This window comes from Nostoc sp. JL31, from assembly GCF_017114965.1.
Taxonomy (GTDB): Bacteria; Cyanobacteriota; Cyanobacteriia; order Cyanobacteriales; family Nostocaceae; genus Nostoc; species Nostoc punctiforme_A.
Genome location: NZ_JABXKO010000085.1, coordinates 64,501 through 90,040, shown reverse-complemented (window position 1 = coordinate 90,040; position 25,540 = coordinate 64,501). Strand labels below are relative to the sequence as shown.

Sequence of the window (25,540 nt, the reverse complement as noted above, 5' to 3'; positions counted from 1 at the left end):
AATTAAAAGGATACAAAACACCTGAATTTATGGGGATTGTTAATTTTGAATTTTGAATTTTGAATTTTGAATTCGGAGCGAAGCGAAGTGACGGCTGCCAAAAATCCTGAAATTCCTGCTGAATTAACTATACATACAGAAGCAGAAGATATTATCATTCCCCCTAGTGATTTATGGAGTGATGAGCCTCCTTTGGAAAGCGATCTACACCGCGAACAAATTGAACTACTATTGGCGTGTCTGAAATGGTGGTGGCGTCAGCGTAATGATTTTTATGCTACTGGAAATTTAACGATTTATTTTAGCCCAGAACAGATTACCACACGAGACTTTAGAGGGCCAGATTTTTTTGTTGTCAAGGATTGTGAAAATCGCCCCCGCAAAAGTTGGGTATTATGGGCAGAACAAGGGAAGTATCCCAATGTGATTATTGAATTACTTTCTAACAGTACTGCCAAGGTTGACAAAGGTCTGAAGTTTGAACTTTACCAAGAGACTTTTCGCACGCCGGAATATTTTTGGTTTCACCCCAATACTTTGGAGTTTCAAGGGTTTAGTTTAGTGGGTGGGAAATATCAACCTTTGGAACCAAATGCTCAAGGGTGGCTGTGGAGTCAGCAGTTAGAATTATTTTTGGGAATCTATGAGTCCAAATTACGGTTTTTTAACGTAGATAATCAGTTGGTAGCGACTCCAGAAGAAAGGGCACAAGCCGCAGAACGAGAAACTGAGGTTGAACGACAACAGAGGGAACTTGCACAGAAGCAAGTGGAAGAACTGAAGGCTAGATTGAAGGAATTGGGGGTTAATCCAGAAGAGTTAAAGTAGGAAAAATAAGCATTAGGGACTTCCAAGAAATAAATTATCCAAATAAACGTAGACGCATTCGCGGAGCGTCTCGTAGAGAAGCGGCTTGCCGCAGGCTACCACAGAGACACAGAGAACACGGAGGAATAAGGAGGAGAGAGTTTTTTCGCCAGTTTTTTGAGTATTTTTTTATTTGGAAGTCCCCTACTTCTCTTTCTCTTCATCTAGTGCTTTTTGGATAGCACGACGGCAAAATTCTGGTGGGTCGTCTTTAGCTTTTACCTCTTCCTTCATTTCCTTGGTAACTCGCAAGTTTATGTATTCAGTCAATGGTTTATCTCTGTCAGTTTTAAAACCATGATTTTTAATTTCTGGATTTCCACGATTATCTTTAGACACTTTACGTTACTTAATATATCTGGATTAATTGATATACATATTGAATAATGATTTATTAGTGGGTATTTCGCCTGAGAAACTAGATACCCACCAAATATCCCATTAGAAACGAGACACTTCTATTTTATGTTCACGCGTTCCGAACTTGAAATCAAAACCATCCGAGAGTTACGCGACTTATGCCGACGCTACGGTATCAAGCCGACAGGAAACCCAGGATACAAAGTTTCTTACATCACTTCTCTGATGGCATTCCCGCAATTAGCACTACATCAGATGCAAGAGGGAAGAGGGTTAAAGGCTCCCACTTTCACGACTTTTCAGTATATTGGCGCAGCGATAGATGAGATAAGTTCACCTACAGATGAGCAAATAGCACTGATTCGGCTAACGCTGGAAGGCAGGAAAATGGCTTACCCCGATAGATTTGAACAGGAAAAGCTGTTGAACTTGCACAAGGCTAAGATGCTTGTTGAGTAAGCTTTTGCCATCTTGAGCCAGTAAATAAAGCTTACAGCAATTTTTAGGTAATTAAACCATAGTGCAGGGCAGCCCAATTGTGCTGCCTACTGGGGATTGAAACAAAATCCCTCAATACTTTAGAGTTAATAATAAACTCAACTCCAAAGCGCGATCGCAATGACTGATAAAGAACTCAAACATCTAATTGAGAGTAATGCTAAAACAGTCCAAGCTATGTTATATGAAATGGCGGAAGCACGTCAGGAACGCCAAGAACTCCGAGAAGGAATGCTTCAAATCCAGAGTGCAGTAGCACAATTAACGAATATACAAGAGAGAATAACCAATCTACTAATTTCTATTGATGGCGATCGCCCTACAATTCTTAAAAAACTCTCAGCACTGGAAATTAAGCTTGACCAATTATTGCAGCAAAACCTAACGGATGAGTTAGGGTAAATACTCATAATAATGCCTAGACGTGTTGAAACAACATTTATTTTCCTTAAACAGTCGATAATGTAAATAAATGTAAAAAATTCTCAGGCAGGATAAAAGCATCTATGCGTGTAATTTTAATGACTGGTAAAGGCGGTGTGGGCAAAACTTCCGTTGCTGCTGCAACTGGACTGCGTTGTGCGGAACTAGGCTATCAGACGTTGGTTTTAAGTACAGATCCCGCCCACTCTCTCGCAGACAGTTTTGATATGGAACTGGGACATGCACCCCAAAAAATTCGCCCAAATCTCTGGGGTGCTGAACTGGATGCGCTGCAAGAACTGGAGGGTAACTGGGGTGCTGTGAAACGTTATATTACCCAAGTTTTACAGGCAAGGGGTTTAGATGGCGTACAGGCGGAAGAATTGGCAATTTTACCAGGGATGGATGAGATTTTTGGCTTGGTAAGGATGAAACGCCATTACGATGAAGGTGAGTTTGATGTCTTAATTATCGACTCAGCCCCCACTGGTACAGCGCTGCGCTTGCTGAGTTTACCTGAAGTCGGTGGCTGGTATATGCGCCGTTTTTACAAACCATTTCAAAACATCTCGGTGGCACTTCGACCCCTGGTTGAACCTTTCTTTAGACCAATTGCTGGTTTTTCGCTACCTGATAAAGAGGTAATGGATGCACCTTATGAGTTTTATGAACAAATTGAAGCTCTGGAAAAAGTATTAACAGATAATACTCAAACCTCAGTGCGTCTTGTCACTAATCCCGAAAAAATGGTGATTAAAGAGTCTCTCCGTGCCCATGCTTATCTGAGTTTGTATAATGTTGCAACAGATTTAGTCGTGGCGAATCGGATTATTCCCAATGAAGTCCAAGATCCATTTTTCCAACGTTGGAAGGAAAGTCAGGAGCAATATCGCCGAGAAATTCATGATGATTTTCACCCTCTGCCTGTGAAAGAAGTTCCCCTATTTTCTGAGGAAATGTGTGGGTTAGCTTCATTAGAACGCCTGAAAGAAACTCTTTATAAAGATGAAGATCCAACTCAGGTTTATTACAAAGAAACAACTCTTAGAGTAGTGCAAGAGGAAAACCAATACAGCTTAGAACTTTACTTGCCTGGTATTCCTAAAGACCAAGTTCAACTTAGTAAAACTGGAGACGAATTGAACATCACTATTGGCAACCATCGTCGTAACTTAGTTTTGCCACAAGCCTTAGCAGCACTACAACCAGCCGGGGCAAAGATGGAAGATGACTATCTAAAAATCCGCTTTGCTGACAACACAAAAGTTTAATTTTGTTGAATATTTCTCTGTCAACAAAAAGTTAAAAATAAAAAGCAAGAACTTTATCTTGTTGCTAGTACAGACGCAATTATTTTAGCGTCTGTTTTTATGATTTTTTGGTGAATTTTGAGAAAAGGCAAAAAAATATTTTTATTAATGATTTGACCGTAGTTTTACTGAAGACAAATTGATGAAATAAATTTCAGAATGTCTTTAGATTTAATTATGTCAGTTTTCAAATTATTAATTTATTTTGCTATAAACAATGACCTCCAATCCTGAACAAGATTTTCCCTTATGTCGCGATGAAGAAAGTTTTCTACGCCGCATTACAAACCGTATCCGACGCAGCTTAGAGTTGGAAGAAATTATCACAGTGACAACGGCAGAAGTGCGATCGCTATTAAAAACCGATCGAGTGATGATTTACAAATTTCATCCCGATGGTAGTGGTCAAGTGATTGCTGAATCGATTAATAAAAATTGTTTGCCGTCGCTACTGGGGCTAAATTTTCCCAACGATGACATTCCATCCTATGCCCGTGAACTATTTATCAAATCACGGGTGCGTTCTGTTGTGAATGTTGATACTAAAGAGATTGGTCAAATTCATTTGCGTGACTTGGATAATGGAGAAACTATCTCAGAGAAGATCCGTTACCGCCCTGTAGACCCCTGCCATATTGAATATCTGACGGCAATGGGGGTAAAATCCTCTGTAATAGCGCCTATTCTCTATCAAGATCAACTTTGGGGGTTGCTAGTCTCTCATAATTCTGAAGCGCGTTTGATTTCAGAATATGAGCTAGAAGCAATACAAATGGTAGTCGAGCAACTGTCAGTGGCGATCGCTCAAAGCACCCTTCATACTCAAGTTCGCAAAACAGCCGAACGAGAAGCGATCGTTAACCGCATTGCTACCTTACTACATTCACTACCAACGATAGTCTTACAGCCAGCCCTAGAAGCGGCTGTTGCTGCTTTTAATGGTGTTGGTGGCAGGCTTTGCATTAGAAATGAAGCTTTTGATTTCCACAATGGCAACGTCACCAGCTTAACAGAATGCTTAATACCAGGAAATACTTGTATCAAGCTTTATATCTGTGGACAGCAACCTGTAATGCCAGAACAAACTATATATCCACTCATCGAGCAATATAGTATCTGGCACGAACACTACAAGTTTACTAACTACGATGTTTGGGCAATTTCAGATATATATAACACTCCTGGGTTGCGGAGTTTGCAAGTTGCTTTTCAACCAACTAAAATTCGTAGCGTGTTGATGATCCCACTCCAGTATCGTCAGCAGTTGTTGGGCTACTTAAGTATTTTCCGCAATGAAGTAGATATAGAAACTTTATGGGCGGGGCAGCATGACAGCGATCAAAGACAACTGTATCCCCGGCGATCTTTTGAGGTTTGGCGCGAATCTAAAACAGCACAAGCTCAAAAATGGACAATTGAAGAGATTGAACTGGCTAGAAACCTCAGTAAACACTTTGCTTCCGCAGTTCAGCAGTATGAACTACACCAACAAGTACAAGTCTTCAATGAAAATTTAGAAAAACAAGTTAGAAGACGCACAGTTGAGTTACAACGGACATCTGAACAAGAACAGGCTGTGTTTAAAGTTATTGCCGAGATTCGAGAATCTTTGGACACAAATACGATTTTTCAGACCACAACTAAAGAAGTTTGTCAATTAATCAAAGCCAATCGCGTTTCTGTTTATCGTTTTGATGCTAATTGGGGTGGTGAATTTGTCGGGGATTTCGAGGCTGCTAGTCCATACTGGTCGAATGAGTCGGAACTAGGTATTAATACAATTTGGAATGATACATACTTACAAGACACACAGGGAGGACGTTACCGCCACAATGAAACATTTGCAGTCGATGACATTTACAAAATGGGGTTTGCTCAGTGTCATATCGACAATCTAGAGCAGTTTCAAATTCATGCTTTTGTGCTTGCGCCGATTTTTGTTGGGCAAAAACTTTGGGGTTTGCTGGCAACTTATCAACACACTGGCCCTCGGCAATGGAAAGCTTCTGAAGTTAACTTTCTCAGTCAGATTGCCGCCCAAATGGGCGTAGCACTCCAGCAAGCTGATTTACTCTCTCAGACACAACAACAGACATTAGATTTGCAACAAGCAGCAGAACAACAACGGGTATTGTTTGAAGTTGTGGCAAAAGTTAGAGAATCTCTTGATCTAGATGCGATTTTTCAGGCAACTACCCAAGAAATTTGTAAATCACTACAAGCGGATCGAGTTGTAGTCTACCGCTTCCAGGCTGATTGGAGTGGTGAATATATCGCCGAGTTTGTGGGTGACAGTTGGATAAAGTTAGTAAATTCTAATACTAATACAGTTTGGCAAGATAGCTATTTGCAGGAAACCCAAGGTGGGCGATATCGTCACAATGAAACTTTTGCAGTTGATGATATCTATGAAGTTGGGCACTCTCAATGCCACGTTGCAGTTCTAGAACAAATTCAAGCAAGAGCTTATGTGATCGCACCTATATTTATCGGGCAACAGCTATGGGGCTTGTTAGCAGCTTACCAGAATTCTGCACCCCGCCATTGGGAAGCCTCGGAAATTAAATTTATTACTCAAATTGCCAATCAGCTTGGGGTTGCACTCCAACAAGCACAATTACATAATCAAACCAAAGAGCAGACTCAAAAGCTAGCTCAAGCTTTGCATGATTTACAGCGAACTCAAACCCAACTGATCCAAACTGAGAAAATGTCCTCACTAGGTCAACTGGTAGCTGGTGTTGCTCACGAAATTAATAACCCCGTGAACTTCATTTATGGCAACATCAATCATGTCAATGATTACGCCCAAGATTTACTTAGTATACTAGAACTCTATTTACAAAATACCCCCAACCCTAGCTCTGAGATTAGTGATCGCGCACTCGATATCGACTTAGAATTTATCATTGAGGATTTGCCCAAAACTCTATCTTCCATGAAAATTGGGGTTGATCGCATCCGGCAGATTGTCTTGGGTTTACGGAATTTCTCTCGCCTTGACGAAGCAGAAAAAAAACCAGTTGATATTCATGAAGGTATTGATAGCACCTTGCTAATTTTGCAGCATCGCTTGAAAGCAAAACCAGAAAGTCCGGCGATTACATTAGTCAAAGAATATACTAACCTTCCTTTAGTAGAGTGCTATGCCGGGCCGCTAAATCAGGTATTTATGAATGTTTTAAGCAATGCGATCGATGCTTTAGAAGATTACACCCAATCTCAATCAAAATCTCATAGCAGTCAAATTACTATCCATACTGCTCTTGGAGAACTTGAAGGCAATATCAAGAGCGTAGTAATTCGCATTGCAGACAATGGTCCAGGAATACCCGAAGCTCTCAGAGCAAGAATCTGCGATCCCTTTTTCACAACTAAGCCAGTGGGAAAAGGCACTGGCTTGGGGTTATCAATTAGTTACCAAATTGTAGTAGATAAACACGGTGGTGTGTTTAGATGTGATTCTCAGCCGGGGTTAGGTACAGAATTTTGGATTGAAATTCCGATTCAACAAATTCGTCATTAGTCATTTGTCATTGGCAAAGACTTTTACCTTTAGCTAAACCGTATTGCCCGATCTCCGACTTTTTGAAGAAGTTGGGGATCTAAATTAGAGTTAAATGATATTTAATCCTACAGTAATTGGATTTTTACTTGATAAATAACCTCTAACTTCTGAGTTGCACAGGCATAGCTAAATAGGTCATTTTCAAGCCACCCAATGGTGTAAAAATTACTGGCGTTAGGCTTTGATTTAAATGCATTTGAATGTCGGAAGATGGTAACTCTTTCAATCCTTCCATCAAATATTTAATATTAAAAGCAATTTCAATATTTTCCCCTGAAATTTGTGCTGGCATTGACTCTCTACCACTACCCACATCTTGAGCTTCACAAGATAAAGTAATTTCTTGAGCTTCGCTATCAATAGTGAGCTTGACAATATTATTTTTCTGATCGGCTAACACAGCAATCCGCTCCAAAGTGCTGACAAATTGTCGCCGTTCAATTGTTACTTGTCGCTCAAATTGGCGCGGAATTAATTGCCGATAAGCAGGATATTGTCCTTCTAATGTGCGACTAGTCAAACGTTGATTTTGCCATGCAAACACAACTTGACCTTGATCGAAATATAAAGCTACAGGTTCATCTGATGAGGCACTATGAGCTAGCATTCTTTGTAGTTCGCGTAATGCTCTCGCTGGTACTGTTACTTCTAGTTGACTGGTTCCGCCTAGAGGACGCTCGTTGCTAGTTTCTACTACTGCGAGGCGATGTCCGTCGGTAGCTGCAAATTCTAGAGTATCTTGTTTAACTGTTAAATGAACTCCTGTGAGTACTTGCTTGGTTTCATCAGCACTCGTAGCAAACAATGAACCGCGTAATCCCTCAATTAATGCAGTGGTGGTGAGGTTGATTACTTCTGTATTTTCAATTATAGGCAGTTCGGGAAATTCTTCCGGTCCCATTGCTCGGACTTGGTAATGTCCACTTTTGGGTGTGAGTGTAACTATTAAACCTTCTCCACCGGATGTTGCACCTGTCAAGGCTGATTCATCATCAAGAGTGATTTCGCCTTCTGGAAGACGAGAGGTGATATCTACAAGTAACTTAGCAGGAAGTGCGATCGCCCCACTTTGCCATACCTCTGCGTTAAAGCTGGTGCGGATTCCCAAACTGAGATCGAAGGCTGTTAAGCTTACTTGGTTAGTTTCAGCATCCGCTTGTAACAGCACATTGGCAAGTACTGGATGAGTTGGCCGTGAAGGGACTGCACGACTAACGAGTGAGAGGTTTGTACTGAGATCGCTTTGGGAGCAAACTAATTTCATAAGTCAGATGCAGCTAGTGAAAGATATCCTAACATCCTTATGTTTATAGGCGATCGCTATTTGTTTGATTAGCGTGTAGGCGTAGGCATAGCTGATGAAGTTGCTTAAGGGTAAAAAACTCGTTTAAACGGTTGGTTACAATAGCGTCGATAAATATTAAAATCTTTATCCAGTGTGGCGATTGCAGCGACATTCAGGCGTTCAGAAATTACCACAAGGGATAAATCCGAAAAATCTCCTGGCAAATCAGCGTACTGGGCATTCAGTTCAGCAATCCGAGCAAAATCTTGAGACGTAAGCGATTCACACTCATAGATGCGATTTGCTAGGTGGGACAGAAACTCGTTTTGCACCTACCAGTCAGAGGCTAATAGCCACATCACTTCAGTGACACAACCTTCACTCGTTACCAATCGACTGGTACATCCAGCAAAAAACTCAACCACCCGATCGTGATGTGAGTCTGCTGAGTCGTAAAAAGCAACCAACAAACCTGTATCTACTAAAATCGTAGGATAATAGGTCATAATTCCTGTTGGCGGCTCTGCTTTATCCATGATGCAATAACCGCTCTCCGAACATCTCGGTCTGATAAATTACCAACAGAGAGTAAATGTTGAGGTACTCCTCCCATACGCTCTAAAATGCTTTGCTCTCCTGACTGGCTTTTTTCATCATGAGATGTAGAATTTTTCTGATCCTGTCTACCTTTTATAAATAGCAAGAAATTTAGCACTTCTTCTACTAAAGAATCTGAAACCTGCTCAATTTCCTGAATAAGTTGCTCTCTGGCTGTCATAAATTATCTGCCTCAATAGCAATAGAACTTTATTTATCACGTTAACAGGCTTCAAGAGGCGATTTTATCTTAAAGAATAGACAAAGGCGATGTCTACGACGGGCTACGCCTACGCTCCTACGCTCCTACGCTCCTACGCTTCAGACTTGTAAAAACTCAAACGATTGTAGCTAATGTTGCACGATCTATAAGAAACGCTTAAGCATTTCTTGCAAACATATAAGTAGTTGCAGCAAAGCATTCATACTTTGCAACAATTAATCCTCCATATATAAGAAACGCTTAAGCATTTCTTGCAAACATATAAGTAGTTGCAGCAAAGCATTCATACTTTGCAACAATTAATCCTCCATATATAAGAAACGCTTAAGCATTTCTTGCAAACATATAAGTAGTTGCAGCAAAGCATTCATACTTTGCAACAATTGATCCTCTATGTATAAGAAACGTTTAAATCATTGCAGCAATTGTCACGATAAACTTATGAGTTTATTTATTACTTAAATTGCAAAATAATTTAAGTAAAATCAACTAGAGGTTTAGAGGTGCGATCTCTACGATGGGCTACGCTTACGCAACTGATTTTGTTATATTTTCTGATGACAATCAAGGGAAATGTTGTATAAAACAGTACTATAGTTTACTGGGAGAGATGAATAATGGCACGTCCTAAAAGAAACTCCAGCGTTTTAGAAAAAGCCGATCGCCGCATTGAAAGTTTACAATCTATCAGTGTAGAACTAGACTTTGGCGAAGGACTGACTATACAAGCTTACAATGCAACAATTAACGATCTACGGTCTAAGCTTGCTGCCTACAACACTGCTTTATCTTCCATTGACAAACTCACAGATGATGTGAAGAATGCAGAACAGGTTGTCATAACAATGTCAGAAAAAATGTTACTAGGAGTTGGCAGCCGTTACGGTAAAACCAGCCAAGAATACGAGATGGCGGGTGGTGCGCGACGAGGTAATACTAAGAAGAAGCAAGGCACAGCAAGTAATTCCAAACTTACCAATTCTTTAGCAACCAATTCTGTTAAGGTTTCTTCTGTAAATGGATCTATGAATGGGGTGTCGGGTGCGATCGTCAGTTAGCTAAGATCCAACAGGAAATTTAAGTTGTCAAAAACCTTAAAGATTATAACAATCAAATAGAGGGGAAGGAGGCAAGCGTCCTTTGCCTCCTCCCCATGCCCTTATGCACAATTATCATTCTTATTAAGACTATTTTGAGTATTTTAATTGATTGACAAAAGAGACTTTATTTTAAGCTCTCACGGATTGATAGATTTTGAGGTTGGTTAGGTTAGCCAGAGGAGAAACATCGCTCACCTGCGTGTTTGAAAGATTTAGCTCTGTGAGGTTGATCAGGTTAGCCAGAGGGGAAACATCGCTCACCTGCGTGTTTGAAAGATTTAGCAATGTGAGGTTGGTCAGGTTGGCTAGAGATGAAATATCACTCACTTGCGTTTGTGAAATATCTAGCTCTTTGAGGTTGGTCAGTTTAGTTAAAGCTAAAACATCCCTCACTTGCGTTCTGCAAAGATATAGTTCTGTGAGGTTGGTCAGGTTAGCCAGAACTGAAACATCGCTCACTTTCGTTAAGAAAAGACCTAGCACTGTGAGGTTGGTCAAGTCAGCCAGAACTGAAATATCGCTCACCTGTAAAAATGAAAGACTTAGCTCTGTGAGGTTGGTCAAGCCAGCCAGAACTGAAATATTGCTCACTTGTGTTAATGAAAGATATAGGGATGTGAGGTTGGTCAATTCAGCCAGAACTGAAATATCGCTCACCCGCGTGAATGAAAGACTTAGCTCTGTGAGGTTGGTCAGGTTAGCCAGAACTGAAATATTGCTCACCTGCGTGTTTGAAATATCTAGCTGTGCGAGGTTGGTCAGGTTAGCCAGAACTGAAATATCGCTCACCTGCGTTCTGGAAAGATTTAGCTCTGTGAGGTTGGTCAGGTTAGCCAGAGCGGAAACATTGCTCACCTCCGTTCCTGAAAGATATAGGGATGTGAGGTTGGTCAGCTTGGATAACGAATTTAAGTCATGCAATTTTCTTGGAATTGAAATTGGAAGAAGCCCATCTTCTTCAACGTGTTGTCTAATGACTGATATTTGACTCCAATCATCAACAAAGCTCACTAGTTCTTGAGCAACTTTGACAGTTGAATCATCTAAAAACTCTTTCAGAAGATCGCTGGCTCTTTGATCACCGATTAATCCCAACGTTCGCACGCAGGCTGCACGCTCTGCTGCTTTCCAGCCTGTTTGTTTTTTCAGATAAGGTATGATCGCTTCACCACAGGATGCTAAGACTGTTGCATCTGTCAAATTTTGAGGTGGCAAAAGCTGTTCTGATAACTGAGCAAAGGCTTGGCTAATTTCTGGATCATTTAGCTGGTAGGCATTTGTGTAACACCGAAGGAAAAAGAACTGCTTTGACCTGAGTTTTGCAGCTTCTAATCGGTCTTGTTTCGACCGTGCTTTAGAGGGAGCATTTAAAGGAGTTTTTTCAAGAATTGCTCTTACAAGCTCAGTAGCAAACCTAGAACCATCTCGTGGTAGTGCAACAGCAAATAAAATAACAGGTTGCCAGGAAGCTTCATCAGTGTTATTTGCTAATATTTGAACATCACCCATATTAACAAAACGTTCGGCGGCGAGAAACTCTTTTAAAGTATTGTGCAGAAATTCAATTCTTTGCTCACTTGATTCTTGGAGTATCCCACTACGCTCAACGAGTGCTTGACGAATAGCAATAGCGTTGATGTGAGAAAGCTTGTAACTTTCTAACGCTTTAGTAATTTGCCGATCGGCTTCGGCTTCAGTAATTGCAGATACACCTGAACTAACCATGTGGTAAGCAAGCTGAGACAGCAATCCTTTACGAATCCGAAATTCTAATCTTCCATAGGCTTCATCAATCCATTTTTGGGCTTCAAAGCTTAAACGTTCTTTATCGCGGCGATCGAGCAGCATTTCGCATAGCTTTTCGCATAGCTCAACAGGTGTTTCTGGAAGATTCTCATTTCGTGCCCGATGAAGCGCACAAACTACTGCACAAAGCAAAGGATTACTAGTCAGTCGAGCTACAGTAGGGGTCGCCTCAAGTCGCTGCTTTAAGCGTTTTGCCAAAGGTCGTAAATCGGCAGGTTTCTTGCAATTTCGTAAATGAACCTCCATCGCATCATGCCAGCGATCAATGAAGGTGTCCCGGTCAGGAGGGGTCATCGGTTCAACCCGCGCAGATACAAACCCAAGTCCAATAAACTCAACTCGTTCGACTGCTTCAGGGCGTGTTGTTACTACATAATAGTTATCTGGGTAAGTTTTCATTAACTGACGGATTTCCCGCATTGTTTCATCCCGCGCTTGCTGCGGAACTTCATCTACACCGTCAAACATCACCAGGGCACGACCACTTTTTAAGATATCATCAATCCAATTGGCGGGGGGATCGGGTAGTTCTTTTGCAAGTAAAAGAGGAAATTGCCCTGGTCGGGGCAACTGACCATTAGTACAATCCCGCAAGCGAATGATAAAGGGAATTTTTTCTCGCCAGTCACCAGAATTATCTGAAAATTTAATATCAGGTTCTCCATCAAGCTTACTCAATGAAGGCTTAATCAATGGTAGTTTTTGTCTTGCTGTGTCTCTAGAAACAAGTTCATTTATGGCAGATTGAACAGCAGCCCAACGCAAAAGGGTTGTTTTTCCACTACCAGCAACACCACGTATCAGCAAACGCCCTTTATCACAAAGATTATCAAAAACTTGCTCTGCCGGAAATGTAGTTTGATCTCTAGTTATTAATTCATTAATATCACCTTCTAATTCTTCTGCTTCTGTAGTCTCCTCATCTTCATCCGACAAATTTAAGGATACATACGCAACAGTCAATGAATATTCCTTTGATTCTTTGGGTACATCAATGCCAAAAAGCTGCACATAATCTAACTTATCAGCGACAGCTTTACGATAGCGAACTTCATAATCTTCTGCTCGATCAACTTTACTCTCAGGAGTAATCTCAATCGGAATATTATCTTCTACAGTAGGTTTAAGGTTTTTTTTTGCAGCTACAGAACTACATAACTTTTCTATCCAAGGCGTTAAATGTTCTAAAATCAAACATCCACTGTCATCTGTTCGATCGTGAATAATGCGAGGAATCCACCCTCCGCCTGTAGAATCGTATTGACGCAACCAAACTTTACCAGTTCCGTTTATAAAGTCAAGCTGCACAAAGTTATAGCCATTGTTTTTGCTTTCAGACCATTCATGACAAGCTCCTGCTGAAATAACTGTGTGCCCGGTTGAAGCATCAGACCGAACAAAATCTTGATGCTCATGACCATGTAGGACAAAAGGAAACTCTCGTTCTAATTGCCTACCAAAGGTTGGGTTTTCTTCAGGAACCAACCAATTCGTAGGATGATGCAAAAGCGCAATAGCAAAATCATTCTTTGGAAGTTTTTGAAGCAGAGTTTCCAACTGAAACCGACCTGCCATCCATAATCGACCTGCCTCTGTACGCCCGGCTCCTGATGATGACCACGCAGAGTTAAAACCAGCAATGCCAACCCGAAAACCAGCTACTTCACGAGCATCTGCATAAATTAAATGCTCTCGTCCTGTAAGTAAATGGTCATAACCATAAGTTTGTAGAAAGTGAGCATAATCATCTAACCGACCAATAATTCGTTGCCATTCTATACCAGCATCTTGGACAAAACTGGTAACTTCATCGAGTGAGTTAATACTCTCTAATGCTTGTTTCTCAAACTTTGATATTTTATTTCGATTAACGTCATGATTACCCGGTACAAGGAAAAGATTCCGTTGCTCAATGGCTGGCTGAAAAGATTCTCGGACTGTTGTTAAAAAATCATGGGCTTCACGAAATTGTTCGGCTATAGATTTTCCTTCACTACTCCCAATGTGACCAAATGCGGCATCACCCGTAAAAAAGATCAGATCCGGTCTTAACCCATACCGCTCCTGCATTTTTTTAAGATCCTTGCAGAGAGTATCAGTAACTCGTTTAGCATCCCAACCAGTTCGTGGTTTACAAGCATGGATATCTGAAAGATGCAGCCAAGTCATTGTTTGAGCCATTGAGAGAATTCCTTATTAATAACCAGCCTCAAATTAAGGGAATTGCCTTCCAAGCAATTAGCAGAAAAACGATTTCTAGAATGTAACTGATAAAGACGGTGGGATTTAGCAAACCATCCCAGACATAACCTTTACGTTTGGGAGATGTAACCCGTTTCAATGCATAATTCCAGCTATTAAATATAGCAGGCCCTCTCAATTGGCAAGTTTCCAAGAGCGTGGTTTCAATTTCGCCTACACGGGGATAAAAGCCACGTTGAAAATGCTTCCACTGGCTCTCTAAAACCCAAAAAAAGATTGGAATGGTGCAGCCAACCAAAGCAAGAACGCTCTTATTCTGTTGCAGTGCTAATACAATTACAGCACCAGTTCCAGTGATACCAAGAGCTTTAATTGCCCAAATCTGCTTATTGTAGTCTTCAATGGTGGTTTGCAGGAAAAAATATTCCTGCTTCAATAACTCCAACTCAAAATCACTCAAGGCATTAGCATTAGAAGAGGTAGAAGGTTGAGAATTAGACATCAGCCCTACAGTAATAATACTTATCACCCATAACATATTACTTGAAAAAAGGCTACATCAGGCAAGTGACTTCACTCAAAAGTATAGATTGAGCTAGCTGCAATTTTTCAATTATGTTAAAGCGAGGTGAGGATGCTCAGGAATGGGTTTCGCGGACTCGACGGGAAGGAGATGAGCATCGAAAAGGATGCCAGTAAATTGCGGAAAACTTGCCACAATTGTTGTTGAAATCATATATAGTTAGGCAAGTTTACCTTGTGGAAAACTTGTGGAAAAGTACTTGAGTTTTTCCACAAGGTAATTATACTCAATTAAATTTTCACTGTAGAATATCAAGTTTTCCCCAGTTTTTTGCACAATCTAAGTTAAATTTAATCAATTTTTATACGTTACTTAATATTCTTCACCCGTCAAAGCTCATAATTCAGACTGCTGCTTGTGGAAAACTTAAAATAAATCTTCACGATGGTTTTTGAGAACGGCTAGTCATATTGATGCGATCGCTCAGTTGGCGGATTGTTTGTGCTAAAGTGCGATCGCTCTCCTGAAGTTGGGTAATTTTATCGCAACTGTAGATTACCGTTGTATGGTCTTTACCACCAAACTCCTCACCAATTCTCGGCAAACTCAAAGCGGTGTGTTGGCGCATGAGATACATTCCTAGTTGACGCGCCCAGCTAATCTCTCTTCGTCGTGAGTTACTTTTGAGGTCATCTATTGAAACATCAAAATTATCCGCCACAACCTTTAAAATTGCTTCTGGGGTAGCTGCCATTTTTTCGTTAGGCGGTTCTAAAACTGGTGTGATATTTTCCACCGTCATCGGTAAACCCCAAATAGAAATATAAGCCACCGCCCGAATTAAAGCTCCTTCTAATTCTCGAATATTAGAGGTATAGTTAGAAGCAATATACTCAATCACGTCGCGGGGAAGACTAATATTTTCATCCTCAGCTTTTTTCTGCAAAATTGCCATTCTCGTTTCTAAATCCGGCTTTTGGATATCGGCAATTAAGCCCATAGAAAATCGAGAACAAAGACGTTCTTGCAAGCTAGGAATTTGGTTAGGCGGACGATCGGAAGCAATGACAACTTGTTTACCAGCCTCATGTAGAGTATTAAAAGTATAAAAGAATTCCTCTTGGGTATATTCCTTCCCTTCAAGAAACTGAATATCATCAACTAATAAAACATCAGCCGCCCGATAATGCTCTCGAAAACTTTGCATACTATCCTTACGGATGGCTGTAATTAAATCATTAGTAAACTGCTCAGTAGAAACATAAAATATTTTACAATTAGGAAAAATTGCATAGCGATAATGACCAATCGCTTGCATCAGATGAGTTTTACCCAAGCCAACACCACCGCATAAAAACAAAGGATTAAACTCTTTACCTGGAGATTCTGCAACTGCCAAAGAAGCAGCATGAGCCATGCGATTGTTAGCACCAACTACAAATCGCGAAAAGACATATTTAGAGTTTAAGTCAGTAGTTTTATGATTGTGATTAGCAACAGGTTCAGAAATACTGCTGGAATTTGGTGATTCCCAAGCAACCTCTCGTTCACTAAAATGAGAAACTTCATCACCTTGAGCAACGGTAATGTAAATTCCCACAGGATGACCAAGAATATCTTGGACTACATGAGCAATGGTATTGATGTAATACTTCTGTAACCAATTACGAGCAAATGGGTTAGGAGTGCGGATAACCAAGCAATTATTTTCTAATCGCTCTGCACTAGCAGTTTTAATCCAAGTTTCAAAGGTAGGTCGGGATAGTTCAAGCTTTAGGCGCTCTAGTACCTGACTCCACAGACTTTCTATGGGAATTTCCATTATCCACCACCTTTGCTGCTAATCGTCACAATAGAAGAGAAAGCACTAATTTAGCATTGAGACACGCTAGACCTAAAATAAGCTTTTAAGTTGTAACCATTTTGGGACATACCCAGTAGGCAAGATCCTAACACCCACTGACTGACACGGAGAAGCAACGACACATGAAGACAACAAACCATCACTCAACACCCAAAAAGATGAATACCAGACGTTTGTCCCACAGATGGGGGGTAGATAATATTCTGGGGATGCTCTCATACGGGGTAGCAGTGGTGTTCCTGGGGAGCTGCTCTCTTCTACCTGCTAGGACTGTTGATAATCAGCAAAGCGATACTCAAGCCCAAAACACAACACAACCTAATCCGGTAATTGTCCCCCCGCAGATTTTCTCTTCGTCTGGAGATCCCAATTTTGTAGTGAAAGTAGTGCAACAGGTGGGGCCTGCGGTAGTTCGCATTGATTCTTCCCGAACAATCACTTCTCGCGTACCAGACGAATTTAACGATCCATTTTTCCGGCGGTTTTTTGGAGAGGGAAGCCCACAGCCTAGACAAAGGGTAGAGCGCGGTAGTGGCTCTGGATTTATTATTAATTCTTCTGGTCAAATTGTAACCAACGCCCATGTGGTAGATGGTGCTGATAGAGTGACTGTTATACTCAAAGATGGCCGGACTTTTGATGGGAAAGTGTTGGGTGAAGACCCGGTAACGGATGTGGCAACGATCAAAATTAATGCGAATAATCTGCCAACTCTAGCTGTGGGTAATTCTGATACCTTGCAACCAGGAGAGGCTGTAATTGCCATTGGTAATCCATTAGGCTTGAATAATACCGTCACTTCTGGGATTATTAGTGCCACAGGTCGTTCTGGTAGCGATATTGGTGCTAGTGACAAACGGGTTGATTACATCCAAACGGATGCAGCGATTAACCCTGGTAATTCTGGTGGGCCATTGCTTAATGCGCGTGGACAGGTAATTGCGATGAACACAGCGATTATTCGCGGCGCTCAAGGTTTGGGATTTGCTATTCCTATTAACACCGTACAAAGAATTGCCCAGCAATTAATTGCTACAGGTAAGGTGGATCATCCTTATTTGGGTGTACAGATGGTGACACTGACACCAGAAATTAAAGAAAAAATAAAAAATGGAGCTGGCGATCGCTTAAATCTTACAGCAGATGATGGCGTTTTGCTGGTTGAGATTGTGCCGCGATCGCCTGCATCTTTAGCTGGACTACGAGTCGGTGATGTGATTAAAACCATTAATAGCCAGCCTGTTACTAAAATTGAAGAAGTACAAAGGCTAGTAGAAAAGAGCCAAATCGGTACTAAATTACCCATAGAAGTGGAACGCAATGGGCAAATTGTCCAAGTAGGAGTTCAACCTGCCCCTTTGCCTGTTAGACGTGAAGGATAATACTTGTCATTTGTCATTTGTCATTTGTAAATAGTTCTTCTTCCCTTGCTCCCCTGTTTCCCACTCCCTACTCCCCATTACTTAAAGGAGCTTTATCATGACTGAATTAGCGCCAATAATTCAATTAGGCAATCCAACATTGCGCCAAAAAGCTGCTTGGGTTGAGAATATTCAAGATGAGCAGATCCAAAAATTAATTGAAGACTTAATCGCCACTGTTGCCAAGGCTAACGGCGTGGGAATTGCTGCGCCTCAAGTAGCACAACCCTATCGTTTATTTATTGTGGCTTCCCGTCCTAATGCCAGGTATCCCAACGCCCCGGAAATGGAACCTACTGCCATGATTAATCCCAAAATCATTGCTCATTCAACTGAAGTTGTCAAAGATTGGGAAGGTTGTTTAAGCGTTCCAGGAATAAGGGGGTTAGTTCCTCGGTATAAATCTATTGAAGTTGAATACACTGACTCTCAAGGCAACTTACAAAAACAAGAATTAACCGATTTTATCGCTCGGATTTTTCAACATGAGTACGATCATCTCGACGGGATCGTATTTGTCGATCGCCTAGAGAACACTCTCGATATGATCACTGAGCAAGAATACCAACAACGAGTAGTTAACAAATAAATGGGAGCAGGAGGGCAGGGGGGCAGTATATTAATTACGAATTACAAATTACGAATTACGAATTACGAATTACGTTAGCGTAGCGGTAGCGAAGAACGAGCGTCATTACGAATTACGAATTATTTAAACGTGTGATTCGCAAACTTGCTCGCCCCGCCATAATTGATATAGCCGCGTCGCTGGCATCGTCATATATAAAACATCACCAGCGCTGAGATTAGTTTCTAGTAAATCCCAACCATGAAGAGTTTGGTGATTTGTTTCTACGTATAAAGGTACGCAATCAGCGGACATTGCTACATCTTTCACCCACTGACCGCAAAAGATGTGTGAAGCTGTAATCACAGTCGCAAAAGCCACCCAAAGACTATCGGCTGTGATGCCATTGCCAAGGATACGTCCCCCTAGTGCAGCGGCGGCAAAAGCTGGGGCTGCCAGTTCAGCCGGACTCAGTACGGCCTCGAAGCCAAATAGCTGTTGCGCTATACCAGCAAAATCAGGATCGGCATAATGAACAATCACCGGAATGCTGGGTGTTAAACCTTTGGCTTTGAGGGCAATTTCCAGATTGGTAGCATCATTGCTAGTCACAGCAAGTACTGCGGCGGCAGACTCTATATTGCTGGCTTTGAGTATTGTGCGGAAGCTGGCATCGCCCTGAATGACGGGAATACCCAATTCGCGGGCGGTGTTGATATATTTATTGTTGGAGTCGGGTTCAACTACTACAACTTCATGTCCGCTGGCGTGGAGTTGCTGGACAATTCTTACCCCAATACCACTCAAGCCACAGACAATGTAGTGTGATCGCTGGGGAATTCGGGCTGCATCCCAAAATTGCTTAAAGCGGCTCCCTAAGACAAAATCGGTGAGCATGGCATACCAAATACCAATCACCACTGCTCCAACCAGCATCATGACAACAGTAAATAATTTAATGGTGTTAGGAGCATTTTCTACTACTTTGTCATTTCCACCTGCTCCTGTAATCATGCCTACAGAAAAATATAGAGCATCTACAGGAGACAAACTCAACTCAGCCGACATATAGGTGAATGTAGCGATCGCAATAACTGTCAATAGTGCAATAGCACCCAGTACTACAGATCGCCCGTGTTCCTGAAACTGCCTAAAATTAGTCAAAACTTTCAGCAGTTTTCTAATTAATGATCTGCGGGGGGAACGGATGCGGGGTTGAGTGCCAACAATTAAACGATCGCCTACTTGGATCTCTTGTCCAGATATTACCCCTGACACCAAATCTATCTCACCTTTGACTGGCAAGTAATAAATTAGCATCCGCGATCGGTCTTCCCACAATTCACTCAACCTTCGGCCCTTCCAGAAGTGGTTTTCATGAATGTATTCTTCATGGATTGGCCAAGTTTGCTGAAATAATTTGATTTGTCCGATCGCTCGATTTCCCATTGCTGCAAAGGTGAATACGGGTGCTGCTAATCCGACAACACTCATACTCAAATGGTCTGGCAAACTTTGATCTAGGCGCTCTCCTAAATTTGTATTATAAAAACGGTTGATAATCCGAATCTGGGGATTCAGCACTCGCGCTTGCATCATAATAGATAAATTCAGAGCATCTTTAGATCCAGCGATGACTAAAGTGTGCGCCTGTTGAATGCCTGCTGCTGTCAGGGTAGAAGCTGCTTGTAAATCTCCAACAATCACATCTCCTGCTGTTTCGCCAGGGATAGATTGGTGATGAATGCCAACAACGAAGGCTCCCTGATGTCTCAGCAGACGAAAGGTTTTATATCCGGTACGTCCTAAGCCACAAACAATAATTCTGGGTTTCATGAAACGGCAGCATCTTTTACAGGTAGGGCTGCATTTCTAGTTAGTTATCAATATTGTTGCCCGTTTTCCTGGAATATTACTGTAGCTGACAACACGATTGTTTCAATTCCAGGTAGAAGGCAGGAAATATGATGATTAAGGGTAAAAGGTTGCATGAGTCGCAACGAGTTCAAGAAACCTCCAGAGAAAAAGACTAAGTAACAATTGCTACGTAGTTGGTCGCTCCTCTAAAATATTCACAATCTTCGTAATACTCTTTGATATGCATTAATTGTGATGAAGGTAGAATGCGATATATCTGATAATCCAAAGAACTTAATAATTCATAGAAATCCCGAAAGTATGTTCGAGAATTAATATTTCCTATACCAAACTCAAATGTGAGCGCCCTGATTACTTTGTTCTTTAAACTCTTTTCTGCGCCTTGGAGTGCCTCAAGTTCGTGTCCTTCAATATCCATTTTCATGAAATCAACACGTTCTACCTTGTAGTCTTCAATAATGTCATCGATAGTAACAGTATTAACTTCAAGAGTACTAAATTGCCTATCTTGTGAATAAGAGTCATACCTTTGATGTAGTGATGCAATTGGAGACGTTTCACTAGGTGTATGTAGTCTTACTAATCCTTTGGTAGAACTGACAGCGCAAGGAATAAGTAAGGAATTAGTGATATTTTTGGTTTTAATTATCTGCTGACAATTAGGCAGAGGCTCAAACATGAAAATCTGTGCTTCGGGGAAAAGCTTGTTAAGCTGGAACGACCATTCGCCAATGTTTGCACCTACATCGAATAAGATTGGTGAAGAAGTTTTTATTGCATTCTTCGCTGCATTTATCTCAGTGTCAAAAGCCCAGCCAGATCCACTCCCTTTGCCTAGTAGAACACACCAGTAAGCCTCCGCTAATCTAGCAAAACTTTCAGTTCTGGAATTAGCAACTAGCATACTTAGTGGACGTGCTAAAACTTTCGCTGTTTTATTGATTATGCTTGGCTTATATGGTTTCATAAACTTTCTTATTTTTTGCTGACTGTATTTATTTTGAGTTCCACTTCGCGTTACTAACCTTTTCGATGTGGCTTAGTCAAACACTAGTATTCTGTTTACCACTATTCCCAATCCACGTAAACTTACTTTACAAAATTTAAAGATGTAATTATATAGAAAAATATAATAAGAAGCAAAATTAATATAAACTAAAGTTTTTTATTTATCAAATAAAATTTTATTTACTGATTACAGATGTAATGTCTAATGAAATTTTATTTATTTGTTAATACAAATGCATTATATTGTATTCAAAAACGCACTTATTTATTGTGTTCAAAAGCATTATGTGATACCAATTTGTGCTGAGAATACATAAGTAAGTAAAATTTATGAGTATATACTGAGGGAATTTTCCGTAAACTCGAACTGCTCTGTCTACGACACGCTGCGCGAACAGCAAGAACTGCCTTCCTTGATAAAAGAAGATAGAAAAATATGGCAATTTTTGTAGGTTGTGATACGCTATCTGCTTGAGAAGTGTCGAGGAACCGAAAATGACTAAGCTGCGGGTGGGATTACTGTTTGGCGGTCGTTCGGGAGAACATGAAGTTTCGATCAAATCAGCAGGGGCGATCGCTAAAGCCTTGAGTGCAGAGCAAAATGCTAATAAGTACGAAATACTGCCTTTTTACATCCAAAAAGATGGACGCTGGTTGGCAGGAGAAGCACCCGAAAAGGTTTTAACAACCGGCAGTCCGCTGCTGGAATCGGAAGAATCAACTTCTGAGGGAAATCTGACATCCAACCCTCAAGCCCAAACTCTAAGCAATTGGCAATCTCCCTCTCAAGTTGCCCAAGTGGATGTTTGGTTTCCCATTCTCCACGGCCCCAACGGTGAAGATGGAACAATTCAAGGGTTACTCACCTTGATGCAAGTCCCCTTTGTCGGTTCTGGGGTGTTAGGTTCGGCAATGGGGATGGATAAAATTGCCATGAAAATGGCCTTTGAGCAAGCAGGATTACCACAGGTAAAATATAAGGCGGTAACTAGAGCGCAAGTTTGGTCTAATCCTTGCGTATTTCCGAAACTGTGTGATGACATTGAGGCAGCATTAGGTTATCCTGCTTTTGTCAAGCCAGCTAATTTGGGTTCATCAGTGGGTATTGCCAAAGTGCGATCGCGCCAAGAATTAGAAGCCGCTTTAGATAGTGCTGCCAGTTACGATCGCCGACTAGTTGTAGAAGCGGGAGTAGTCGCTAGAGAAGTTGAGTGTGCCGTTTTAGGTAACGATCAACCCCAAGCCTCTGTCATTGGAGAGATTACTTATGACAGCGATTTTTATGATTATGAAACTAAATATACTGAGGGTCGGGCAGATTTACTGATCCCTGCACAACTTCCAGAGGCGATCGCTCGTCAAATTCAGGACATGGCTTTGCAAGCTTTTGCCGCTGTTGACGCTGCTGGGTTAGCAAGGGTAGATTTTTTCTATGTGGAAGCAACACAAGAAGTATTTATTAACGAAATCAATACGTTACCAGGCTTTACTGCGACAAGTATGTATCCTCAACTCTGGGCACATAGTGGAGTCTCCTTTCCAGAATTAGTCGATCGGTTAATTCAACTTGCTCTTGAAAGGCATTCTCCTAGCTGACAGAATAAATCAGCAAACTGATTTTAGATTATTACGGTAAAAAGTCACAATAAATACAGAACTTTGGCAAAAGTTAGCCAGATTTTGTAGCTTATGTTTTACAAAAAAGCTACTAAAATCTGAACTTTGTTACGGATACCTGATGCTTGACTCCTCCAGTACAATTTATTGACTAGAGGGGTACAAATCTGAAAGTAATCATGGAAAAAAGTCAGAGTGTACAGCGCGAGCGAACCCAATTAAAAAGGGCTACTCCAGAGCTGACAAACAGGAAATCGAGACTAAGAAACAGCTCGAATGTTCTGATATATCTGGTTGCACATCATCCTTGGCTATTGTTAACCGGGTGTTTAGCCATGTTTCTGGGAGGTGGCACCTTTGCCTTATATAGCTTAGGTAATGTTGGCCCCGTGCCACAAGAAGAACCAGAAAAAATCCCAGTTATAGTTGAAGAACCAATCAGTCCGCCCTCTGAGAATAGCAATCCTACACCTTTATGGATGGTTGCTGCGATCGTTCTCAGCTGTGGTGGTGGTTCCTTGCTGATTTTCCGAATGCTTAACCGCACCAAGCAACCGCAAAAAGTTCAAAAACAGGTTAATCGCCATCAGGTACGCTTGGCACAGAAGCATCACCAAAAATTGGCACCAAATCTTCCCAAGAGTCAGCCAATTTTTGTGCCACAGCCACAACTAATGCCCCTTATGCAGATGCAACCTAAAACAAAGCATCTGGTAACTGTTCTCCCAGCAGAACACAAGCACCACCTGGATACACGCACAGAACCCTTAGCAGACTTAATGGATCTTCGTAAAAATAGTTCATTGTCTGCTATTTTACGCCAGTATTAATACTACTGTAAAGTAAAACCCCGTTAAATTAACACTTTTTGCCAATTAGCTTGGCTTAGATTCCCGACTTTCTCTAAGAAGTCGGGAATCTTGTTATGTACGAATAATTTATTTGCTATATAGCGGTTTAACTGCTTTTAAAAAGTTAGATATGAGCAATTAGGAAATTTAAAAACTTGCCAAAATGGCAACCAGCTTTTGATGATTCAAGTTAAATTGTATGAAGATAAACGACTTCAAGGGTTTGATTATCAGGGGCTACCACCTAAGCAAATTCCGTTTGTAAAACACTATTTACTAAGTGATTTACAAAAACAAAAGGCTATCTCTAACAATTATTTGCCGAGTATTTATCTCAGTAAATAAATTCAATAATCAGGTTTGGCATTTGCTGCAACAGGAATATTCAATGCGTGCAGGCGTTGTTGTTAAACTACGCATTAGCCCCCAAGTAACGGGTAACGTCTGTATACATTCCTGTTCGCTTCAGCAGCAAATGGTAGAGTGGGAGTTTGAAAGCTGACTGATATGCTTCCTCCCACTCTCTTTTTATCTAATTCGTAATTCGTAATTCGTAATTATTGTTGAAACACTCGCACGTCATTGTGAAGTGTTTTGGTATATTTGGGATATTCCCATTAAAATACGAATTCTTCTTTAAAAGTTAGTATCTCGCAAAAACTCAAGAATCGTTTTATTCAACACCTCAGAAGCACCAGTGGAGGCATCATGACAGCAGTTAGATAAAATCTGTAATTTGGAATTGGGGATATGTTGATGTAATTTTCTACCATGACTAGCAGGAAACCAACTATCTTGTTCACCCCACAAAACTAGTGTGGGACACTTAATTGCACTCAGGTTATTTTGAATTTTGGTGAGCATATTGGGCTTATTTGCTTGCCAATTCTCAATTTCTCGCGCGGCTATTTGTAACTCTTCGGCAACTTTTGCGATCGTACCAGGCAATTCAGTAAACGGGTAAGTTATCCAATAGATATCTTCCTGCGTCAAAATTGAGGGATCGAATAATACCCTACGTCTTTCTATTGCCATAACTTCTCTAAATAGAGGTGCAAACAAATATGCCAGACGTAAGGAATCAATTGTTTGCATTACTTCTAGGGGAGTTTGGGCAAGCAACCACATAGACCAATGGGGTAGCTGTTCGGCAAAAACAGGTACGTTTACTACTACAAGCCGTCCGATTAACTGCGGATTTTCTTGAGCAAGAGCAAGGGCAACTAATCCCCCCAGAGATTCTGCCACAATTACTGCGGGTTCATCACATAATGCCTGAATAATTCTTTGAAACTCAATAACTTGATGACCCTTGTGTTCTTTACGAGATAATGGTTTTTCAGAAAAACCAAAACCTTTGGCATCAAAACAAATTACTCGGTAATATTTAGATAGTGCTGCTACACTGTGGCGCCAATTGTAGCTCCAACTCCCCATACCATGTAATAAAATTAGCGGTTTACCTCTACCTCTTTCGCCATAAGCAATTTGTACAGGATACCCTTTAGCATCAGTAATAATTAGACTTTGCCGACCTTTGGGAAAAGTAGCTTGCCACCAATCTTTCATTC

At 41.0% G+C, this 25,540-nt stretch carries 21 protein-coding genes; 10 read left to right on the top strand and 11 right to left on the bottom strand.

The annotated features are described in order from the left end of the window. Positions 1–87: 87 nt before the first annotated feature. Complete coding sequence (locus HWQ43_RS19760; protein WP_292737190.1) at positions 88–828, top strand: Uma2 family endonuclease; 741 nt, start codon at positions 88–90, stop codon at positions 826–828. Between the two features lie 183 nt (positions 829–1,011). On the opposite strand, the gene HWQ43_RS19755 is transcribed toward HWQ43_RS19760, so the two are convergent. After that, positions 1,012–1,206, bottom strand: coding sequence for a hypothetical protein (locus tag HWQ43_RS19755; protein WP_104904626.1), 195 nt, complete (start codon positions 1,204–1,206; stop codon positions 1,012–1,014). Positions 1,207–1,332: 126 nt separating this feature from the next. On the opposite strand from HWQ43_RS19755, the gene HWQ43_RS19750 reads away from it, so the two are divergent. The 4 genes from HWQ43_RS19750 to HWQ43_RS19735 all read left to right on the top strand — a co-directional run bounded on the left by HWQ43_RS19750 (position 1,333) and on the right by HWQ43_RS19735 (position 6,984). Beyond that, the gene (locus HWQ43_RS19750) at positions 1,333–1,686 is read left to right on the top strand and encodes a hypothetical protein (RefSeq protein ID WP_292737187.1); all 354 of its coding nucleotides are present in this window, start codon (positions 1,333–1,335) and stop codon (positions 1,684–1,686) included. A gap of 159 nt (positions 1,687–1,845) precedes the next feature. Further along, positions 1,846–2,127 (top strand): hypothetical protein, encoded by a 282-nt coding sequence (locus HWQ43_RS19745; RefSeq protein WP_292737185.1) that lies wholly within the window; start codon positions 1,846–1,848, stop codon positions 2,125–2,127. A 104-nt stretch (positions 2,128–2,231) separates the two neighbouring features. Beyond that, a complete protein-coding gene (locus tag HWQ43_RS19740; RefSeq protein WP_292737183.1) occupies positions 2,232–3,419 on the top strand; it encodes a TRC40/GET3/ArsA family transport-energizing ATPase in 1,188 nt (395 codons plus the stop codon). Positions 3,420–3,675: 256 nt separating this feature from the next. After that, positions 3,676–6,984: a GAF domain-containing protein gene (locus tag HWQ43_RS19735; RefSeq protein ID WP_292737181.1), complete on the top strand. Its 3,309-nt coding sequence runs from the start codon at positions 3,676–3,678 to the stop codon at positions 6,982–6,984. A gap of 142 nt (positions 6,985–7,126) precedes the next feature. Here HWQ43_RS19735 and dnaN read toward each other — a convergent pair whose 3' ends face one another. From dnaN to HWQ43_RS19720, 4 genes are all read right to left on the bottom strand, one after another. Continuing rightward, positions 7,127–8,290, bottom strand: a complete 1,164-nt coding sequence (gene dnaN, locus HWQ43_RS19730; RefSeq protein ID WP_292737179.1) for a DNA polymerase III subunit beta — start codon at positions 8,288–8,290, stop codon at positions 7,127–7,129. A 104-nt stretch (positions 8,291–8,394) separates the two neighbouring features. Beyond that, positions 8,395–8,643 (bottom strand): hypothetical protein, encoded by a 249-nt coding sequence (locus tag HWQ43_RS33845; protein ID WP_366932862.1) that lies wholly within the window; start codon positions 8,641–8,643, stop codon positions 8,395–8,397. Continuing rightward, positions 8,644–8,817 (bottom strand): hypothetical protein, encoded by a 174-nt coding sequence (locus HWQ43_RS33840; protein ID WP_366932861.1) that lies wholly within the window; start codon positions 8,815–8,817, stop codon positions 8,644–8,646. It lies immediately after the preceding gene. Continuing rightward, positions 8,814–9,089, bottom strand: a complete 276-nt coding sequence (locus tag HWQ43_RS19720) for a hypothetical protein (protein WP_292737177.1) — start codon at positions 9,087–9,089, stop codon at positions 8,814–8,816. The genes HWQ43_RS33840 and HWQ43_RS19720 overlap by 4 nt, the downstream gene beginning before the upstream one ends. A gap of 659 nt (positions 9,090–9,748) precedes the next feature. On the opposite strand from HWQ43_RS19720, the gene HWQ43_RS19715 reads away from it, so the two are divergent. Next, a complete protein-coding gene (locus tag HWQ43_RS19715) occupies positions 9,749–10,189 on the top strand; it encodes a hypothetical protein (RefSeq protein WP_292737175.1) in 441 nt (146 codons plus the stop codon). Positions 10,190–10,360: 171 nt separating this feature from the next. On the opposite strand, the gene HWQ43_RS19710 is transcribed toward HWQ43_RS19715, so the two are convergent. From HWQ43_RS19710 to dnaA, 3 genes are all read right to left on the bottom strand, one after another. Further along, the gene (locus tag HWQ43_RS19710) at positions 10,361–14,218 is read right to left on the bottom strand and encodes a leucine-rich repeat domain-containing protein (protein WP_292737173.1); all 3,858 of its coding nucleotides are present in this window, start codon (positions 14,216–14,218) and stop codon (positions 10,361–10,363) included. 28 nt (positions 14,219–14,246) lie between these two features. After that, a complete protein-coding gene (locus HWQ43_RS19705; RefSeq protein WP_292737172.1) occupies positions 14,247–14,741 on the bottom strand; it encodes a hypothetical protein in 495 nt (164 codons plus the stop codon). Positions 14,742–15,201: 460 nt separating this feature from the next. Then, on the bottom strand, positions 15,202–16,584 hold the full coding sequence (gene dnaA / locus HWQ43_RS19700; RefSeq protein WP_292737170.1) for a chromosomal replication initiator protein DnaA: 1,383 nt from the start codon (positions 16,582–16,584) through the stop codon (positions 15,202–15,204). 164 nt (positions 16,585–16,748) lie between these two features. Here dnaA and HWQ43_RS19695 point away from each other — a divergent pair, with 164 nt between their 5' ends. Both HWQ43_RS19695 and def read left to right on the top strand, forming a co-directional pair. Continuing rightward, entirely contained in the window at positions 16,749–18,008 is a 1,260-nt protein-coding gene (locus tag HWQ43_RS19695) for an HhoA/HhoB/HtrA family serine endopeptidase (protein WP_292737168.1), read from the top strand. A 97-nt stretch (positions 18,009–18,105) separates the two neighbouring features. Then, positions 18,106–18,636, top strand: coding sequence for a peptide deformylase (gene def, locus HWQ43_RS19690; protein ID WP_292737167.1), 531 nt, complete (start codon positions 18,106–18,108; stop codon positions 18,634–18,636). A 123-nt stretch (positions 18,637–18,759) separates the two neighbouring features. Here def and HWQ43_RS19685 read toward each other — a convergent pair whose 3' ends face one another. After that, positions 18,760–20,451 carry an NAD-binding protein gene (locus HWQ43_RS19685; protein ID WP_292737165.1) on the bottom strand — a complete coding sequence of 564 codons (1,692 nt, stop codon included), beginning with the start codon at positions 20,449–20,451 and terminating at the stop codon, positions 18,760–18,762. Between the two features lie 193 nt (positions 20,452–20,644). Continuing rightward, complete coding sequence (locus HWQ43_RS19680; RefSeq protein ID WP_292737163.1) at positions 20,645–21,460, bottom strand: FkbM family methyltransferase; 816 nt, start codon at positions 21,458–21,460, stop codon at positions 20,645–20,647. Positions 21,461–21,996: 536 nt separating this feature from the next. Here HWQ43_RS19680 and HWQ43_RS19675 point away from each other — a divergent pair. Next, entirely contained in the window at positions 21,997–23,097 is a 1,101-nt protein-coding gene (locus HWQ43_RS19675; RefSeq protein ID WP_292737161.1) for a D-alanine--D-alanine ligase family protein, read from the top strand. Between the two features lie 356 nt (positions 23,098–23,453). Beyond that, entirely contained in the window at positions 23,454–23,948 is a 495-nt protein-coding gene (locus HWQ43_RS19670) for a hypothetical protein (protein ID WP_292737159.1), read from the top strand. 657 nt (positions 23,949–24,605) lie between these two features. Here the strand turns inward: HWQ43_RS19670 and HWQ43_RS19665 are convergent. After that, on the bottom strand, positions 24,606–25,538 hold the full coding sequence (locus HWQ43_RS19665; RefSeq protein WP_292737158.1) for an alpha/beta hydrolase: 933 nt from the start codon (positions 25,536–25,538) through the stop codon (positions 24,606–24,608). Between the last annotated feature and the right edge of the window lie 2 nt (positions 25,539–25,540).